This is a genomic window from Arthrobacter sp. Helios, from assembly GCF_023167125.1.
GTDB lineage: Bacteria > Actinomycetota > Actinomycetes > Actinomycetales > Micrococcaceae > Arthrobacter_B > Arthrobacter_B luteolus.
Genome location: NZ_CP095402.1, coordinates 130,579 through 149,192, shown reverse-complemented (window position 1 = coordinate 149,192; position 18,614 = coordinate 130,579). Strand labels below are relative to the sequence as shown.

The window sequence follows — 18,614 nt, the reverse complement described above, 5'->3', positions numbered from 1 at the left end:
TTGGAGCCCTTTCCGGGCAGTTGAGCGCCGCCTAGCCGGGTTTTGGTTCACCGCAGACCTCCCAAGTAGTTGCCTGAGTCAACTTTATCGCAGCTGGCTGAGAGGTCTCCGAAAACCTACGGAGCCAGGTGCGTTGGTGCGAACAGCCGCAGCAGGGTTTCCACCACGACGACGTTCGGCCCTTCCTGCGCGAAGGATTCCTCCAGCACCTGACGGACGTTCCCCGGTTCCGCACGGCGGGCAGGAATCCCAAAGGACTCGGCCAGCTGGACAAAGTCGGGGCCGGCCAGTTCCGTGGCCGTGGCCTTACCGAACGCATCCACCATATATTCACGCAGCACGCCGTAGCCGCCGTCGTCCACAATCAGCCAGGTAACCGGGGCATTATGCTGCCGCGCGGTCGCCAGTTCGGCGATGGAGTACATGGCTGAGCCGTCACCGGAAACAGCGAGCACCCGTTCACCAAGGCCAACGGCCGCGCCGATCGCCCCCGGATAGCCGAAGCCCAGGCCGCCGGCTCCCTGGGCGGAGTGGAAGCCGCCGGACTTCGAGTCCCAGCAGCTCCAGGCCCAGTAGGCGGCGATTGTCATGTCCCAGAAGGTCTGCATGCCGGCAGGCACGGCCGCCCGGATGTCCGCCATAAACGTGCGCTCGTGGCTGAGATCCTGGGCATCGAGGCGGGCCGCGATGCGCGCCAGTGTGTCAGCGGTCAGCTCTTCAGGCGCCTGTCCATGCCAGTCCGGCGCCTGGGCCGGGGCCGGGAGCGCGGCGTCGAGGGCGGCGAGCGCCTGGCCGGCGTCGGCCCGGATGCCCAGGGCCGGACCATTGGATTCCAGCACCCGGGGTTCGGCGTCAATCTGGATGATCCGCCCGCGCGGCGCGAAGGTGAAGTAGTTGGACGTGACTTCCCCGAGGGAAGACCCGATGACCAGCAGGACGTCGGCGTCTTCCAGCAGCTCGGTGGCCCACCGGTCCTCCACCCAGGACTGCAGCGAGAGCGGATGGTTCCAAGGGAAGGCGCCCTTGCCGCCGGGGGTGCAGATGACCGGTGCCCGGAGTTTCTCCGCGAGGGAGAGCAGATGTGCCTCGCCGCGGCCGCGGCGGGTGCCGCCGCCGGCAATGATCGCCGGGCGGCGGGCCGTGCTGAGCCACTTCACCGCTTCGGTGACCAGTTCGCGGCGCGGTGGATTGTCGAACGGTTCGGCCAGGGCGTCCTCCACGGCCGGCACCACGATGGGCGCGAGCAGCACGTTCTGCGGCACCTCCACCCATACGGGTCCCATGGGTGAGGAGATCGCTTCCGTCCAGGCGTCCTGGATGGCCGAGGGGATGCCGGAAGCGTGCTGGATCAGGCGCTGGCTCTTGGTGACATTTGCGGCGGAGGCCTTCTGGTCATCCAGCTGGTGGAGCATGCCGCGGCGGCGGGCGCCGAGTCCCTCGATCGGGATCTGGCTCGCCACCACAACCATGGGCACGCCGGTCGCGTAGGCCTCCTGCAGCCCGGCCAGCGACGTCAGTGCCCCCGGCCCGGTGGAAAGGAAGAGGACGCCGACTTCGCCGGTGGCCCGGGAAAACCCGTCAGCGGCGAAGGCGGCATTGTTTTCCACCCGGGAGGAAACAAACTCCAGGGAGGAACGGGACAAGGCATCAAACAGCCCGAGCGCATGCTGGCCCGGGATGCCGAAGACCGTGGTGGCGCCCAGCGCTTCCAGGGTTTCGACGACGAGGTCTCCACCGTTGCGTACCGCGGCACCGGGCGCCACCTGGCTCATGCGGAGAGCCCCATCAGGGTGATCAGGTCATACGCGACGTGGGACGCGGCCACAGCGGTGATGTCCGCGTGGTCGTAGGCCGGCGCAACTTCCACCACGTCCGCCCCCACGAGGTTCATGCCGCGCATGCCGCGCAGGATTTCCAGCAGTTCCCGGCTGGTGATGCCGCCGGCCTCCGGGGTTCCGGTGCCCGGAGCGTGGGCCGGGTCCAGCACATCGATATCCACCGAGATGTAGAGCGGCCGGTTGCCGATCCGGTCCCGCAGCTTGGCCACGACTTCATCCACACCCTGGCGGAAGACGTCAGAGGAGGTCACGATGCCGAAGCCGAAGCGCTTATCGTCTTCCAGGTCCTTCTTGCCGTAGAGCGGCCCGCGGGTGCCGACGTGGGAGATGGCCTCGGTGTCCAGGATCCCTTCCTCCACCGCCCGGCGGAACGGGGTGCCGTGGGTGTACTCGGCACCGAAGTAGGTGTCCCAGGTATCCAGGTGCGCATCGAAGTGCAGCATGGCGACCGGTTCCCCGGCCCGCTCGGCAGCGGCACGCAGCAGCGGCAGCGCAATGGTGTGGTCGCCGCCGAGGGTCACCAGCTTGGTGCCGCCTTCGGTCAGCTCCAGCGCGCCGGCCTGGATCGTTTCGATGGCCTCGTTGATGTTGAACGGGTTCACGGCAAGGTCACCGGCGTCCGCGACCTGCAGGTTCTCGAACGGAGAGGTGTCCTGCGCCGGGTTGTAGGGGCGCAGCAGGCGGGAGGCTTCGCGGATGTGGTTGCCGCCGAACCGGGCACCGGGGCGGTAGGAGACTCCCGTGTCGAAGGGAACGCCGACCACGGCGACATCGGCATGCTCTACCTGGTCCAGCCGCGGAAGGCGGGCGTAGGTGGCTGCCCCTGCGTAGCGCGGAATCTGCGCTGCGTCGATCGGGCCCACCTTGCCGTTGACGTTGATGCGCGGCTGGTTCTTTTCCACTGAGTATCACTCCTGTTTGATTCTGAAGGTGCCGTGGTGGCATCTGCTTAGATGCTATCCGGCCAGCCCTCAAAAGTTATCCAATAGGCATCAAATGTTTATCGCCACGCTAAAGTGGAAGACCGCTTGGCGTCAAGACTAGGCTGTGTCTATGGCGGACCGGGTGAGCTTTGCGAACAATGATGGAATGAACTACGACGTCGACGTCCTGATAGTGGGTGCGGGACCGACTGGGCTGGCCCTGGCCGCCCAGCTCTCCGGCTACGGCACCAGCTTCCGGATCATCGACCGCAGGCAGGCGCCTTCCCCCCAGTCCCGGGCCCTGGCCGTGCAGCCACGCACCCTCGAAGCACTGCGCCCCTTCGGCATCAGCGACGCCATGGCGCGCAGCGGCAATCCTGCCCACCAACTCCATCTCCACCTGCCCCGCGACGAAACAGTCTCGATCGGACTTTTCGACACCGGTATCGAAGATTCCGCCCACCAGCAGCTGCTCTTCCTCCCGCAGGCGGATACCGAACGCATCCTCTCCTCCTACCTGGCCAGCCGCGGAGTGCGCGTGGAACGCGGCGCGGAGCTCCTGGACCTCGAACAGCTTGACCCCGAGGACCCGTTCGCCGGAATGGAAGCCCGCGTGCAGCGCCAGGACCGTGGCATCGACCGCATCCGGGCCCGGTACGTTGTGGGGGCCGACGGCGTGGACAGCACAGTGCGGCGCCGCGCCGGGATGGACTTCCGCGGCTCCGGGTACACGGACACCTTTGTGCTGGCGGACCTGGAGATCGACGGAGCCGAACCCGCTGCCGTGCATGCCTACCCCACAGAGGATGGCTTTATGGTGCTCTTCCCGCTCGGGCACCCCGCCAGCTGGCGGATGATCAGCCTCAAGGACCGCGGCGACGACCGCCGCACCACCTTGGAGACGCTGCAGGAAACCGCCGACCGGTTCTCCGGCGGAGCCCTCACCCTGCGGGACCCGAAGTGGATCAGCAGCTTCAAGCTGTCCCACCAGATGGCCGAGTACTTCCAGTGGGGGTCCGTCTTCCTGGCCGGCGACGCGGCTCATGTGCACTCCCCCGTGGGCGGACAGGGCATGAATACCGGCATCCAGGATTCCCTGAACCTGGGCTGGAAGCTGGCCCTCGGCGCCCGTGGCCTGGCGTCGGAAGAATTGATCGACAGCTACGCGGCGGAGCGCCGTCCGGTTGCCCGCGGTATCGTGGCCTTCACCGACGGGCTCTTCAAGCTGGCCACCAGCCGCAATGCCTTGAAGAAACTGCCCCGGACCAAGCTCCTTCCCGCGTTGGCACCTGTCGTCGCGGCCAGCGAACGCCTGCGCAGCCGTGCCTTCCGCACGATGTCCCAGCTGGGCATCCACTACCGCGGCAGCAGCGTGTCGGAAACCGGACCCAACCGGCTTCCTGCCCTCCTCTCGTCCGGCCCGCGGCCCGGCGACCGGCTTCCGGACGCGGTCGTGCATTACCAGGACCACGAACGCCGGCTCCAGGACCTGGTCGCAGCCCCCGGTTTCCATGTCCTGCTCACGGGTCCGGGCTGGCCGGAGGACACGCCGCAGCAGCTGCATTCCGCCTTGTCCGCCCTGGGCGGCCTGCTGAGCGTGCAGCGCCTGGTCGTGGGCAGCCGACTTATGCCCGGGGGCCCGGGGATTATCCAGGACACCAGCGGTTTGGCATTTGAGCGGCTTGGCCTATCGGTCCGCCGTCCGGAAATCATCGTCATCCGGCCCGACGGTTACATCGGGTACCGTTCCTCCGGCACCGACATTAATGGCGCGGTTGGCTATCTGGAGCGGCTCACCGGTGCAGGCGAACGGTCTTCACTTCAAACGGCCTGAAATGCAGCGGGTAGCTGCCGCCTTCAGCCCTCAGTCCGGGGACGGGCCATAACAAACTCCTATGACTGGGATCACACGATTCAGAACTAGGCTCTAGAACGTTCAGCTGACCAGATCAGCATCGCTCTATCCCAGATATGTACCGTGTTCAAAGGAGCTAATCCATGGCGGCACCTTGGCGCCTCAATTCCAGCAAGACTGCCCTGCTGGTAATAGATATGCAAAATGACTTTGTCCTAGAGGGCCGCCCCATGGAAGTGGCGATGGCCAGGCAAAAGGTTCCCCAGATGAATGTGGTTATCCAAGCCTGCAGATCTGCTGAAATTCCGATCATTTACACCGAACACGTCCTCTTCGACGAGTTTAATGTTTCCCCTTTGGAAAGCGCATATAATCCAACACTTCTGGACCGTGGGATGCGCAAGGGAACCGATGGCGTCAGAGTCATCGATGCCCTGCGTCCGCACGACGGCGATGTCATCATCCAGAAGCATCGCTATGATGCTTTCCACAACACTCCTTTGGACACGCTCCTCAAGACAATCCGGGGACTGCACCAGGTAGATACCGTCATAATTATCGGTACGCTCACCGAAGTCTGCTGCGAGTCAACAGCTCGCAGCGCCTACATGCGGGATTACAAAGTTGCCTTCGTCAGCGATGCAACCGGGGCCCTCTCCGAAGAAGCGCAACAAGCCACGGAGCGCAGCATCGCGACTTTCTTCGGTCGTGTCCTGACTGCAGAGGAGCTTGCCTGCGAGATCGGCTCTTCCGATGAGGAGAACGCAGCGTGAGCCAGAAACAATACGACGTCGGCTACGAGCGGCGCACGGTCCTGCTGCTGTCCCTGGGTTTCGGTCTGGTCGGCCTTGACCGCTGGATCATCAGCCCGCTCTTTCCCTCGATGATGAAGGATCTGGGGCTGAACTACCAAGATCTGGGAAACATTATCGGCGCCCTGGGACTGGCGTGGGGGGTCTCCGCCCTGGTCATGGGTGGTCTCTCTGACAAACTTGGCCGCCGAAGGGTGCTGGTTGGTTCAATCATCGCGTTTTCCCTGTGTTCCCTTTTGACCGGCCTGTCAGGTGGATTGATGAGCCTGATCATCATCCGGGTAATTATGGGGATTACAGAGGGTGCTTTTAGCCCGACGGCAGTCGCCTCGACCGCTGAAGCCTCGCGCCCGCACCGCAGAGGACTGAACATGGGAATGCAACAAAGCACCTTCGCCTTGTTCGGCGTCGGCTTAGGGCCCATCATCGCCACGCAGCTGCTGCTGGTGTTACCCAGCTGGCACTGGGTCTTCGGCATAATGATCATTCCCGGACTGGTGATCGCATTCTTCCTGCTCCGCACCATTCGTGAGCCACGGGACCTGCCAGCTTTCGAGTCGGCTGTAGTCACCACAGAACGGGTCCGTTGGCTGGATGTGTTCCGGTACCACAACATTCGTCTAGCCATTCTGGCCCTCTGCGGCGCCATGACGTGCATCTTTGTCCTCAGCGCCATGGTCCCCAGTTACCTCACGGACTTCCACAACATCGGAACCACCCAGATGGGCATCATCGCTTCCGGTATCGGTTTCGGCGCGTTCGCCGGCCAACTGGCAATTCCAGGACTTTCTGATCGATTCGGCCGGAAACCGGTGGTTGTTGCTGCCCTATCCTTGGCCATGATCATGCTGCTCCTCTTCATTTTCCAAGGTCCAAATGTCCCTGCCCTCTTCCTCCTTTTGTTCTTCGTTGCATTCGGCGCAAACGGATGCCTGGCTCTGATTTCCAGCACTATCACCGTGGAGTCCGTGCCGGCCACTCTGATGGCCGTGGCAGCCGGAACGGTGATGGGAGTCGGAGAAATCTTCGGTGGTGGTGTAGCACCCTCGGTGGCGGGATTCCTGGCCCAGAACTATGGCATCGAATACTCGCTGTATCTCGCGCTCGGAGGGCTCTTGCTGTGCGCCGTCGCCTCCGTTTTCCTGCGAGAAACGGCACCCAACCGCCTCGCGAAATTCGCCGGTGCCGAGCTGAATCCCACGTTGTAACCTCAAGTGTGAGACCTTTGTCGGAACACCGGCCGGTTCGCGGCAGAGACTGATGACTCGTTCGTGAACCGGCCGCTGGCGTGTGTGGAAGGGCATGAATGGACATCGAGACCATCCGGTCGTTCTTGGCTGTAGCCAAGCACAGGAGCATCTCAAAAGCGGCCGCCAGCCTTTATCTCACTCAGCCGGCGATGAGCCAGCGCCTAAGACGGCTGGAAGATAATCTCGGGTTCCCGCTACTGGAACGCGATTGGACGGGGACCATCCTCACCCGGCAGGGAACATATTTCCTTCCCTACGCAGCTCAGTTAGTGCGGGACCTTGCAGATGCCTCAAAAGTCCTTAATTCCGGGGCCATGCTGCATCCAAGGAGTTTCGCCGAAGTTGTGCAGCATCCCAGCAAAGTACTCATTGGGGTCGACAGCTGGCTGCCCGAACGTTCCGTACAAGCCGTGGTCCGAGCGGCGAGGACACGCTTCCAAATAGACGATCTCAAAGTGACGGTCCGTCCCGCTACCACAATCATCGATTTGCTCGACCTTAATCAGTTACATCTTGCGCTCTTTTATTCAGCGGAACCGGAATACCCATTCACAACTCAATTCATCGGGACCGAGGAAATGGTTCTGATTCACCCTGAGGGAACATATCTGCCGGAGGCCAGTCATGTTCGGCTTACAGAATTCCTGGCAGGCTACCGCTTTGTTCTCTTCGATAATCCGGTCCTCACCCACCATGCGGCACTCACAACCCGTATTATCGATGCATACGGCATTGTCCGTTTTCATATTGTGGACGATTACCGCACCATGTTGACCATGATTCGTCTAGGTGAATGTATTACTATTGTTCCCGCCGGCACAACGGCAGGACATCAGCTTGGACAGGGGTCCGGCCTGGCTGTCACCCCCTTGCACGATATGCTTCCTCCCATTGCGATTTCGGTGGGCATCAGCGCCGTCGGTGAAGCAAAAGGACTCGGGCGGGACTTCGGAAATACCGTCGCACAGTACCTCTAGCCACTCCCGGTCATCTGGAGCGGCTCACCGGTGCAGGCGAACGGTCTTCACTTCAAACGGCCTGAAATGCAGCGGGTAGCTGCCGCCTTCAGCCGTCAGATCCAGGGAGGGGACAGCCGGCCGTTCCAATAGATCGGTCAGCACTGCCCGCTGGACGGTAAAGCCGGGCGTCAAGGATAGCTCCGCGTGTCCGCCCAGTGATTCGTACAGACGCAGGATCACGTCGCCGCTGCGGTCATCGGCCAGTTTCACCGTCTCCACCAGCACGCTCGACGGCGTGAGCACGGCCGGTGCGGGAACACCCGCAGGGTCTGCGCCGGAAACCGTCCGCAGCGGCAGGTTCAGCCGGTAGCCCTCGGCAACCGCGTCCGCCACTGTGGCGTCCGGCCGCAGGGCGAACCGCAGGACATGCTCCCCGCGGTCCGCCCCCGGATCCGGAAAAAGCGGTGCCCGCAGCAGGGAGGCCCGCAGCAGCGTGCCCGTGCCGGCGTCGCGGTCCCCTATCCGGGTGATGTCGTAGCCGTAGGTTGAATCGTTGGCCAGGGCCAGGCCGATCCCGTTTTCCCCCGCATGCACCCAGCGGTGTGCCGGGGTTTCGAAGCGGGCGTGGTCCCAGGAGGTATTGCTGTGGGTAGGGCGCTGGAGGTGGCCGAACTGGATCTCCGATGCAGCCCGGTCGGCCAGCACCGCTGCCGGAAAACCCAGCTTGAGCAGTTTCTGCCGTTCCTGCCAGTCCACGCGCACCTCCAGGTCCACCGCCCGTCCGTCCGGGCTCAGGGACACGCTCTCCTGGATCGTGGAAGACCCGAATTCATGGCGGATCAGGAGGCGGTTCCCTTCGGCGTGCACGGAGGCAGCCTGATCCAGTGCCAGAACGCCTGACCGGTCGGCGGCATCAACGTCCCAGGCGTCCCATTGGCTGGGGGTGTCCCGGAAAAGCTGGAACAGGTTCGCGGGCTGGCCCGGCACCAGCATCTCGCGCCCGCTGGGACCGCGCAGCGACGTCATCAGACCGGAGGGAGCCACCAGCAGTTTCAGGTACGGCGAGGACAGTTCCCAGCCGCCGCCGGTTTCGCTCAGGCCCGCGTTCTCCGTACCCGATCCCGGCCCTGATACGGGCACCGCGGCAGCCAGTGGAGCGGTCCCTTCCAGCGGCACGGGTGCGGCGTTGAAGACCAGGGTGGCGTTTCCCGCTCCGGCCAGCACCTGCTGGGACCTGCTGATCATCGGCTCCAGGACGCCGGCCACCTCGGCGTAGGCCCGCTCGGCATCCTGGTAGACCCAGGCGATGGAAGACCCGGGCAGGATGTCATGGAACTGGCCCAGCAGCACGGTGTGCCAGGCAGCCTCGAGCTCCGCATAGGGGTAGGGCTCTCCCCGCTGGACGGCAGCGGCGGCCGCCCACAGCTCCGCCTCATGCAGCAGCGACTCGCTGCGCCGGTTGCCCCGTTTGGTGCGCGCCTGCGAGGTGTAGGTGCCGCGGTGGAACTGCAGGTACATCTCCCCGGACCAGACCGGCGGCGCGGCGTAATCCTGTTCCGCGGCCTCGAAGAAACGCTGTGGGCTGGAGAGCTGGACCCGGGGCGATCCTTCCAATGACGCGGTGCGCCGGGCGGCAGCCAGCATTTCGCGGGTTGGTCCGCCGCCGCCGTCGCCCCAGCCGAAGGGCACCAGGGACAGGTTGGTGGCGCCCTTCTCCCGGAACTGCCGCTCTGCGCGGGCCAGCTCCTGCCCGGTCAGAGCGGAGTTGTAGGTATCCACCGGCGGGAAATGCGTGAACACCCGGGTTCCGTCGATCCCTTCCCAGAGGAAGGTATGGTGCGGCATCACATCGGACTCGTTCCAGCTGAGTTTCTGGGTCAGGAACCACCTCGACCCCGCCGCCCGCACGATCTGCGGCAGCGCCCCGGAGTAGCCGAAGGAATCCGGCAGCCAGACGTCAAGCGGCTCGACGCCGAAGTTCTCCAGGAAGAAACGCTTGCCGAAGGTGAACTGGCGGACCAGCGATTCCCCCGACGGGAGATTGGTGTCCGTTTCCACCCACATCCCGCCCGCAGGCACAAAGCGGCCCTCGGCCACCCGTTCGGCTACCCGGGCAAAAAGCCGTGGATGGTCTTCCTTCAGCCAGGCGTACTGCTGGGCCGAGGACGCAGCAAACACAAAGTCCGGGTCCTGGTCCATCAGGGCCAGCACATTGGCGAAGGTCCGGGCCACCTTGCGCCGGGTCTCCCGAACCGGCCACAGCCAGGCGCTGTCGATGTGCGCGTGGCCGACGGCGTGGACCAGGTGGGCACTGGCGGCGGCCGGTGCGCCGAGCGCCGGGGCCAGCTCCGCCCGGGCCCGGGCCGCAGTGCCCGGAACGTCGTCGACGGAAACGGCAGCGGCTGCGCGTTCCATGGCCCGGAGCAGGTTGGCCCGGCGGGGTGAGTCCAGCGGCAGCTCATGCATCAGACCCCACAGCACGGTGAAATCCTGCGCCAGGTTCCACACCTGTTCGTCCAGGAGCGCCGTATCTGCCCGGCGGAACACATACAGCGGTTCGGTTCCTGCCGTCCCCGGATCCCCCAGCGGCGTGGGCAGAAAGCTGAAATCCCCGATCACATTGGGCATCGCGGAGGCCTCCACGTAAAGCTGCAGCGGACTGCCGGCCGGGAATGGCAGCCCAACTGCCATATTGGTGGATTCCAGCGCCTTGAGCACGGTCCCGTCAGCGGTGTAGACAAGTCCTTCCGCCTGGAACCCAGGCATGTCTGTGCTGAATCCCAGATCAATAACGGCCTCCGCAGCGAAGCCGGGAGGGGCCTCGGGGACGGTGCCGCTGAGCCGGAGCCAGATGGTCTGCCAGGGCTGGCCCCAGGGGCTCCCCGGCGGAAACGGACGGTATTCCTGGGCCGCCGCCGTCGTGAACGGAACGGGTTCCCCAGGGCACACCCAGGCCTCGGCCTGGAGGGGAACGGGCGAGGCCCAGATCCACGGGGTCAGGCGCTGGGCCAGGAAGCGGGCGATACGGCGCTCGGTCAGCTCTCGGTCCTGGTGCATGCGCCCCACTGTGCGCGTTCGGAAAGCCGAAAGGGAAGAGGGCTAGGCGGTGCCGGGGCTCACCAGTGTCCAGATGACGACGGCGGGGGAACTGTCATCCGGGTTCCGCCAGGAATGCGGTTCCTTCCCCGGGAACGTGACGGTGTCCCCGGCGGACAGGGCCATGGTTTCGGTGGTGAAAACCAGGTCCAGTCGCCCCTCGGCCACATGCAGCACTTCGACGTCGCAGTCCACGGAGTACAGGTCCGACTCCCCCGAACCGCCGGGCACTATCTCGGAGCGGATGACCTGAACCCGGTGTTCGGTGCGCGGTGTGACCAGCCGTTCGTTGATGCCGTCGCCGCCGAGGTTGATCCCGGGTGCCTCGGGCCAGCGGACCAGCGTGGTTTCGGGCGGGACAAAAAGGTCGCCGATCGAGATGGAGAGGACCTGGCACAGGGTCACCAGCGAGGCGACGGAGGGAGAAGTGAGGTCGCGCTCCACCCGGCTAAGGAATCCCTTGGTCAAGCCGGTGGAATCGGCTACCTGCTCGATGGTGAGGTGGCGGGCCTGGCGTGCCGTGCGGATCCGGGATCCGATCGCCAGCGGAGCGTTGCTGGGCTCGACGGAGAGTGCCTTCATTGGCTGGGGGCTCCTTTCCTCACCGTTCCGCGAGCATACCCGGGACTACTCCGCGGAAGAATTTCCGGTAACCAAGATGTCGCCCGCGCAGTGGACAAGTCGCAGGTTCGCTGCTGTGTTTCACAGCTTTTGACGATCCCTGTCAGACACAACTAGCGTACGGGTAAACAATCGTTTCCCTACAGCAAACGCCGGCTGCCCGGCCCCCTGGCTGCATCGGGTCCGGACGGATCATCCCCTGCCCGTCCGGGCCCGGTGCTTTTTTCTACTGGGAAGCGTCGGCGTCGGCTGTCTCAGCCACCTCGGCGGGTTCGGCGGGATCGCCGGTGTCCTCCCCGGTCCAGACCTTGATGACAGCCCAGGTGACGGCGGCGATCGGGACGGAAAGGATCGCGCCGATGATGCCGGCCAGAATGGTACCGGCAGTCAGCGCAAGCAGGATGACCAGGGCGTGAATGCTGAGGGTCTTGCCCATCACCACCGGCTGGAGGAAGTTCCCCTCAAGCTGGTTGACGGCAATAATCACTACGACCACGATCAGTGCCACAACCGGACCGTTGGCGACCAGCGCAATGAGCGCCGCCAGGATTCCGGCTGCCGTCGCGCCGACCAGCGGAATGAAGGAACCAACAAAAACGATCACGGAGAGCGGCAGTGCCAGCGGCACGCCCAGGATGAACAGTGCAGCACCAATGCAGACCGCGTCCACGGCCGCGACAATCGCGGTTCCCCGCACATAGCTGCCGAGCACCTCCATGGTCCTGGCACCGGACAGTCTGGCCTTTTCCAGCCGTTCGCCGCGGAACCAGCGCAGCATAAAGGCCCAGATCCGGTCCCCGTCCTTGAGGAAGTAGAAGAGGACCACAGCCATCAGCAGAAACCCTGTAGCGAAAGAGCCGGCGGCGCTCAGGCCGGCGATGGCTCCGCTGCCTGCCGCGCTGGAGGTTGCGAAGTCCAGGACGGCGTCCCGGGCGTCCTCGATCGCTGAGGCATCGATGGTGAACGGGCCGTTCTGGATGAGTTCGTAGAGCTGGTTGAAGCCGGCAGCTGCCTGGTCCACCAGGGTGGACCATTCGCTGCGGATGGCGAAGACGATTCCCGTGATCAGCCCGCCGAAGACGCCCAGCAGGAGCAGGAAGGACACTCCGGTTGCCAGTGCCCCGGGCCAGCCCTTGCGCCGCAGCCAGTTCACGAACGGAGCGATGGCCGCAGCGAGGATCAGGGCCAGCAGCACGGGAATAACAACCAGGCTCAGCCGGGTCAGGGCGAACACGCCGAGGCTGACCAGGATCAGCACCAGCAGCACCTGGGCTGACCGCAGCGCGGCATGACCCAGACCGTCCTCCCAGTAGCGGCGCGGCTGGGTTAGGTTGGGCCCGGAATCAGGCTGGCTGTCCATCGTGTGTGTTTCCCCCATTGGGTTTGTAGGCGGGTTTTGCGGTGCCGGTTCTAGGATGCGGATCCGGCCTCAGGGCCGGTGTCCTTGTCGGGCTTCTTATCTGGGTCTGTGCCCTGCAGCGATTCGCGCACGTGGCGCCGGAGGACCTTGCCGATCAGTGAGCGGGGCAGGTCCGGAATCTGCACGATCCGGCGAGGGACCTTGTAGGCGGCCAGTTCGTTGCGCACGAAGGACCGCAGCTCGTCAGGGTCAAAGACAGCATCCGGCTTCGCTACGACGGCGGCAACCACTTCCTCGCCGCCGCCCGTGCGGGTGAGGCCCACCACCGCTGCTTCTGCAACGGCGGGGTGACGCTTCAGCGCTTCCTCCACCTCTGAGGGGGAGACGTTGAATCCGCCCGTGATAATCAGTTCCTTGATGCGGTCCCGGATGGTGACAAAATCGTCGTCGTCAACCGAGACGATATCTCCGGTCCGGAACCAGCCGCCGTCGAGCAGCGCCGCCCGGGTTTCCGCCGGCTTATTCCAATAGCCCTGGAACACCTGGGGGCCGCGGATCAGCAGCTCCCCTGTCTCTCCCCGCTGCCGCTCCTTGGTGGGATCCTCAGGATCGACCACTTTGATGTCGGTGAGCGGGAACGGCACTCCCACAGTTCCGGGTTTGCGGCTCGGACCCATGGGGTTGCCCAGCGCCACAGGCGAGGTTTCCGTCAGGCCATACCCCTCGATCAGGTATCCGCCGGTCGCGTTCTCCCACGCTTCGACCGTTGCCGCCGGAAGGTTCATGGCACCCGAAATGGCGAAGCGGACTCCCTTCAGGGAGACTCCGGATTTCTCCGCGCCAGCCACTATCCGGTCATAGATCGGCGGGACCGCCGGCAGGAAGGTGGGCGGAGTCTTGCGGGCAGCTTTCAGGACCAGGTCGACGTCGAACTTCGGGAACAGGACCAGGCGCGCACCAATGCTCATGGCGAAGGTGAGGCTGAGGGTCAGGCCGTAAGCATGGAACATCGGCAGGACGCCGTAGACGGTCTCCTTGCCGGGGCGCACCCCGGGAATCCAGGCCCGCCCCTGGGCGGCGTTAGCCATCAGGTTTCCGTGGGTGAGCATGGCACCCTTGGGATCCGCCGTCGTTCCGGACGTGTACTGGATCGCGGCGAGATCCTCGGCCTTGGGCTTGGGGTACCGCCGCGGCAGCGGCCTGTGCTCCAGCAGCTTCTTCCAGGTCAGGACCCGGCGTCCGGCGCTGCGCGGCTTTTTCTCCGCCGCGAGGGCCTTCCGGCTTTTGCGGGCGGCCGGCAGAGGGAGCTTCAGCGCCAGCTGGGCCACCGTCGGCATCGCGCTGATCAGGTCAACGGACACGATTGTGCGGACCGGGATATCCGCGGGAAGCGACTGGATCCGGTCCACGGCCTTGTCCCAGGCGATCGCCACGGTGGCGCCGTGATCCTCAAACTGGTGGCGCAGTTCCCGGTCGGTGTAGAGGGGATTGTGTTCCACCACCACCGCGCCCAGGCGAAGCACAGCGTAAAACGCGACGACGTGCTGCGGGGAGTTGGGCAGCACCAGGGCAACCCGGTCCCCTTGCCGGACGCCGAGCCGTTTGAGGCCGGCGGCCGCGCGGCGGATCTGTTCGCCCAGGTCCCGGTAGGACGTGGTGGCACCGAAGAACTGGAGGGCCGGCTTGGACCCGTAGCGGCTGACTGAGGCCTCAACCATGTCCACGAGGGAGCCCTCGGGCAGCGAGAGGTCCGCCGGCACGCCCTCGGCGTAGTGGCGCGTCCAGGGGCGGTGGTCGAAGAGTGCTTTGGCAGCTTTACTCACGGCATTGACTCTATCGGTTGCAGGGCCAGGCTCAGGCACGCGGGTGGCAGGTAGACGCCTCAACGTTCGTTCGCCCTCCTCGGGAATCGCGTGGAGGTTCTCCGCTACACTGGGAATTTGAAGGGGAGTAGCTCCGGTCTTATTCCAATTTTAGTGACGGCTCAGGCCGTACTGAAACTGGCAGTGATTCCGAGGCCTGTCGACATACTGGCTGCAGCAGCAGCCCGGCAGTCCACCGCGGTGCAGCGCGCCCGGCGAGCGAGACCTTCGGCCAGTATCCCAACAGCTGGCCGGAGCCCCCTGCCGCTCCGGCCATGACCAGGAGCGTAAGTGACTACCCCACCGGTGCCAGGGCCTTTGCCCCCTGGCCAACCCCGGCCCAGCCCCGCCGACCGCCGCCGCTGGCGGCAGTACCTCGCCGATGAACAGGCTGAGGCGGCTACCTACCGCTATCTCGCAGAACGCCGTGACGGGGAGGAACGGGAGATCCTGCTCGCCCTGGCCGAGGCCGAAGGCCGCCACGAAGAGCACTGGCGCAAACTCCTCGGCCCGGAGGCGGACAAACCTGTCCGGCCCTCCCTGCGCAACCGGGTCCTGGGGCTCCTGGCCCGCCGCTTCGGCTCCGTCTTTGTCCTGGCCCTGGCCCAGCGGGCCGAGGGCCGCTCGCCGTACAGCAGCGAGCCCAGTGCCACCAGTGCCATGGCCGCTGATGAGCAGATCCATGAGGAAGTGGTCCGGGGGCTGGCGACGCGCGGACGCATCCGTCTCTCCGGAAACTTCCGGGCCGCCGTTTTCGGGGCCAATGACGGACTGGTGTCCAACCTTGCGCTCGTGATGGCGATCGGTGCCACCGGAGTTTCCAGCACCTTCGTGCTTTTCAGTGGATTTGCCGGACTGCTGGCGGGTGCGCTGTCGATGGGCGCGGGCGAATATGTCTCGGTGCGTTCGCAGCGGGAACTGCTTGAAGCTTCCCGGCCAACCCAAATCACCCTTGCCGCGGCCAAGTCACTGGACATCGATGCCAACGAACTCGTCCTGGTGTACCGCGCCCGGGGCATGTCCCAGGAGGCGGCGGAACACCGTGCTGCGGAACGCCTGGGTCTGTACAGCTGCGATTGCGATCCATCCTTGTCGCTGCAGCCGGAAAAGCAGGAGGAGTCAGGCGAAGAGCATGAGACTGTGGGGACCGGCCTTGGCGCCGCACTCTCGAGCTTTTGCTTCTTTTCCTCAGGCGCAATCATTCCGGTGCTGCCCTACATCTTCGGTATGGAAGGACTGGCCGCCGTTGCGCTGTCCTGCGCCCTTGTCGGTCTGGCATTGCTGGTGACCGGCAGCGTGGTTGGTTTGCTCTCCGGCGCGTCTCCCGTGCGCCGCGGGCTGCGCCAGCTGGCCATCGGCCTTGGCGCTGCCGCCGTGACCTATGCGCTCGGACTGCTGTTTGGGACCGGAGCCGCCTGACAGGACCTGCTGCTGAAATCAGGTTCTACGCTTTGGGCCCGGCGGAAGCTGTCCCGACCTGGCGCAGTTCCGTGGTGCTGGGGCCGTTGCCTTCGTCCTCGGTGCTGATCAGGACGTTGCCTTCACCAATCGCCTCCGGCATCACCTCGGGCTCCAGCCTGGTGGCCAGTGCCTTCTCCTTGATGAACAGGCACAGGATTGTGGCTACGACTGCAAGCGGCACCATAAACAGGAACAGCGGGATCAGTGCCTCGTTGTAGGACCTGATAATGATGTCCTGGACCGCCTCCGGCAGATCGTGGACCAGTTTGGGCGTCAGCGAGTTCCCGCCCCCGGTCGCGGATGCGGCGTCGGCAGGAAGCCGCTCGCCCAGCAGGTCCGTCAGGCGGTGGGCGAACAGGCTGCCCACCACGGCAGAGCCGAGGGTTGCGCCGATCTGGCGGAAGTAGTTGTTCGCGGCCGTGGCGGTACCCACCTGCCGCAGCGGGAACGAGTTCTGCACCACCAGGACCAGGATCTGCATGTTCAGGCCAAGGCCCAGGCCCAGGATGCCGATGTAGGCGCACAGCTGCCAGACCGGGGAATCAGCGCTGATGGTGCCCATCAGGAACAGTGCCACCACCATGATGGCGGAGCCGGTAATCGGCATCCATTTATAGCGGCCGGTCTTGGAGACCAGGGAGCCGGAGAGCACAGAGGTGAAGAGCAGTGCTCCCATCATGGGGATCATCAGCATTCCGGCTTCCGTGGCGCTGGCGCCGGTAGCCATCTGGAGGTAGGTCGGGAGGTAGCCGATGGCCCCGAACATGGCGACGGAGGTGAGCAGGCCGGAGGCCGTGGCGAGGTTGAAGTTGCGGTCGTGGAAGAGCTCCATCGGGATGATCGGCTCCGCGGTGCGGCGCTCCACCATCACAAAGATCACGGAGGCAATCACTGTGCCGGCAATCAGGCCGAGGATGATCGGATCGTTCCAGGCATAGGTGCTGCCGCCCCAGCTGCTGACCAGCACCAGGCCGGTCGTGGCGAGGGCAATAAACACCATGCCCCAGAGATCGATCCGGGGACGGGACCTGACGGCCCGCGGCTTGAGGAAGAACAAGGCGCCAAGCAGGGCCAGGATGCCCACCGGGATATTGAACCAGAACGCCCAGCGCCAGCCCGGCCCCTCGGTCAGCCAGCCGCCGATCAGCGGCCCCACCACCGAGGAAAAAGCGAATACTCCGCCCATCCAGCCCATGTACTTGCCGCGCTCGCGCGCCGGAACGACGTCGGCAATGATCGCCTGGGAGAGGATCATCAGGCCGCCGGCGCCGAGGCCCTGGATGACCCGGGCGACGATCAGCCAGGTCATGTCCGGAGACAGGGCGCCGACCACGGAACCAGCCAGGAAGATCAGGATCGCAGCCACCAGCAGGTATTTGCGGCCGATCAGGTCGCCCAGCTTGCCGTAGATGGGCATCATCACGGTGGAGGCCAGGATGAAGGCGGTAATCACCCAGAGCATGAGGTTCGCCCCGTTGAGCTCGCCGACAATCGTCGGAAGCGCGGTGCCCAGGATGGTCTGGTTCAGAGCCGAGAGGAGCATGGCCAGAACCAGTGCGGTGAAAACGAGCACGAGGCTGGGTTGTTTACCCGTGTTCTTGGGGGCTGCGGCTGCAGCTGTTCGCGTCATAGGATTTCCTTGAAAACGTGTCGAAGAAGTTCAAGGCCCTCCTCGAGGGCCTCGAACTGAAGAGTGTGGGTGGGATTGGACCAGGTTTTCTGCATGACGTGGCGCATGCGGGTACTGGCGGCGAGAACGATGGTGAAGGCGACGTCGTCGACGCTGTGCCCCTGCCACGCGGAGTCCGGCGCCTGTTCGTTCCACCGGCGCGACTCCGCCAGCTGGGCGCGAACGGTATCAAGGACCAGCTGCTCGACCTTGAGAATGTACTGATACCGCCGGTGCCGCAGGTGCGGATAGACCTGGTAAATCTGGCTGCGCAGTTCATTGGAGTCATCGCCGCCTTGCATGGTGCGCAGTACCGCCAGCATGAGCCGGCTCACTTCCGTGAGCAGGTCCCCTTCAATATCGAAGCTGCCGAGGGCGGCCTGTTCCACCGTTGGTTCCTGGAGACCAAGGACGGCGTCTTCCTTGCAGGCGAAGTAGTTGAAGAACGTGCGCGTTGAGACGCCTGCTTCCTCCGCCACCACGTCAACATTCACACATTCCAATCCGTCCTTGATCGCCCGGCGTGCGGCAGCTGCATGCAGCGCCGCCCAGGTTTCGGCGCGTTTACGATCACGGAGGGAAAGTTGTTGACTCACCGAACTACTTTGTCATCCGGAGGAATTTTTCACAACTGCAAAATTGCATACGTGCAAGAAGCCACACGAATCACATGGGTAGTTCTCCCCATGTGCAGATTCCAGAATCCGGCTTAGCGTTGCTGATGGGGATGACATTCGAAACAACGCCACCGCTCCCCCGGTGAGATGCCGGACTTTACGGCCGGACACCGGAGCGCTGGCAAGGACGTATAGGTGAAAAATGCTGAGGCACTGCAAGGGGACATCCGTCCGGCTGGTTCCGAAGGAACGACTGCCCAGGACGCTCTGCCGGCGTAACTGGAGCCGGGT

13 protein-coding genes are annotated in these 18,614 nt (G+C 64.6%); 5 read left to right on the top strand and 8 right to left on the bottom strand.

All coding sequences use genetic code 11. The features are described 5' to 3' along the window. Positions 1 to 116: 116 nt before the first annotated feature. Positions 117 to 1,772 (bottom strand): thiamine pyrophosphate-binding protein, encoded by a 1,656-nt coding sequence (locus tag ArtHe_RS00645; protein ID WP_248318294.1) that lies wholly within the window; start codon positions 1,770 to 1,772, stop codon positions 117 to 119. Beyond that, positions 1,769 to 2,740, bottom strand: a complete 972-nt coding sequence (speB, locus tag ArtHe_RS00640; RefSeq protein ID WP_248318293.1) for an agmatinase — start codon at positions 2,738 to 2,740, stop codon at positions 1,769 to 1,771. The genes ArtHe_RS00645 and speB overlap by 4 nt, the downstream gene beginning before the upstream one ends. A gap of 151 nt (positions 2,741 to 2,891) precedes the next feature. On the opposite strand from speB, the gene ArtHe_RS00635 reads away from it, so the two are divergent. From ArtHe_RS00635 to ArtHe_RS00620, 4 genes are all read left to right on the top strand, one after another. Beyond that, complete coding sequence (locus tag ArtHe_RS00635) at positions 2,892 to 4,595, top strand: FAD-dependent monooxygenase (RefSeq protein ID WP_248319620.1); 1,704 nt, start codon at positions 2,892 to 2,894, stop codon at positions 4,593 to 4,595. Between the two features lie 164 nt (positions 4,596 to 4,759). Beyond that, the gene (locus tag ArtHe_RS00630) at positions 4,760 to 5,389 is read left to right on the top strand and encodes a cysteine hydrolase (RefSeq protein WP_248318292.1); all 630 of its coding nucleotides are present in this window, start codon (positions 4,760 to 4,762) and stop codon (positions 5,387 to 5,389) included. Continuing rightward, a complete protein-coding gene (locus ArtHe_RS00625; RefSeq protein ID WP_248318291.1) occupies positions 5,386 to 6,636 on the top strand; it encodes an MFS transporter in 1,251 nt (416 codons plus the stop codon). The genes ArtHe_RS00630 and ArtHe_RS00625 overlap by 4 nt, the downstream gene beginning before the upstream one ends. Positions 6,637 to 6,734: 98 nt before the next feature. After that, positions 6,735 to 7,655 carry a LysR family transcriptional regulator gene (locus ArtHe_RS00620; RefSeq protein WP_248318290.1) on the top strand — a complete coding sequence of 307 codons (921 nt, stop codon included), beginning with the start codon at positions 6,735 to 6,737 and terminating at the stop codon, positions 7,653 to 7,655. A 24-nt stretch (positions 7,656 to 7,679) separates the two neighbouring features. Here ArtHe_RS00620 and ArtHe_RS00615 read toward each other — a convergent pair whose 3' ends face one another. The 4 genes from ArtHe_RS00615 to ArtHe_RS00600 form a co-directional block, all read right to left on the bottom strand. Further along, positions 7,680 to 10,694 (bottom strand): glycoside hydrolase family 38 C-terminal domain-containing protein, encoded by a 3,015-nt coding sequence (locus tag ArtHe_RS00615; protein ID WP_248318289.1) that lies wholly within the window; start codon positions 10,692 to 10,694, stop codon positions 7,680 to 7,682. Positions 10,695 to 10,736: 42 nt separating this feature from the next. Then, positions 10,737 to 11,315: a helix-turn-helix domain-containing protein gene (locus tag ArtHe_RS00610; RefSeq protein WP_066301696.1), complete on the bottom strand. Its 579-nt coding sequence runs from the start codon at positions 11,313 to 11,315 to the stop codon at positions 10,737 to 10,739. Positions 11,316 to 11,580: 265 nt separating this feature from the next. After that, positions 11,581 to 12,714, bottom strand: a complete 1,134-nt coding sequence (locus tag ArtHe_RS00605; RefSeq protein ID WP_066301697.1) for an AI-2E family transporter — start codon at positions 12,712 to 12,714, stop codon at positions 11,581 to 11,583. A gap of 50 nt (positions 12,715 to 12,764) precedes the next feature. Further along, entirely contained in the window at positions 12,765 to 14,537 is a 1,773-nt protein-coding gene (locus tag ArtHe_RS00600) for a long-chain-fatty-acid--CoA ligase (protein WP_066301699.1), read from the bottom strand. Between the two features lie 330 nt (positions 14,538 to 14,867). Here ArtHe_RS00600 and ArtHe_RS00595 point away from each other — a divergent pair, with 330 nt between their 5' ends. Continuing rightward, on the top strand, positions 14,868 to 15,995 hold the full coding sequence (locus ArtHe_RS00595; protein ID WP_248318288.1) for a VIT1/CCC1 transporter family protein: 1,128 nt from the start codon (positions 14,868 to 14,870) through the stop codon (positions 15,993 to 15,995). A 25-nt stretch (positions 15,996 to 16,020) separates the two neighbouring features. On the opposite strand, the gene ArtHe_RS00590 is transcribed toward ArtHe_RS00595, so the two are convergent. Next, a complete protein-coding gene (locus ArtHe_RS00590) occupies positions 16,021 to 17,667 on the bottom strand; it encodes an MDR family MFS transporter (protein ID WP_248318287.1) in 1,647 nt (548 codons plus the stop codon). Beyond that, positions 17,664 to 18,302, bottom strand: coding sequence for a TetR family transcriptional regulator (locus ArtHe_RS00585; protein WP_248318286.1), 639 nt, complete (start codon positions 18,300 to 18,302; stop codon positions 17,664 to 17,666). Before ArtHe_RS00585 ends, ArtHe_RS00590 begins: the two co-directional genes overlap by 4 nt. Between the last annotated feature and the right edge of the window lie 312 nt (positions 18,303 to 18,614).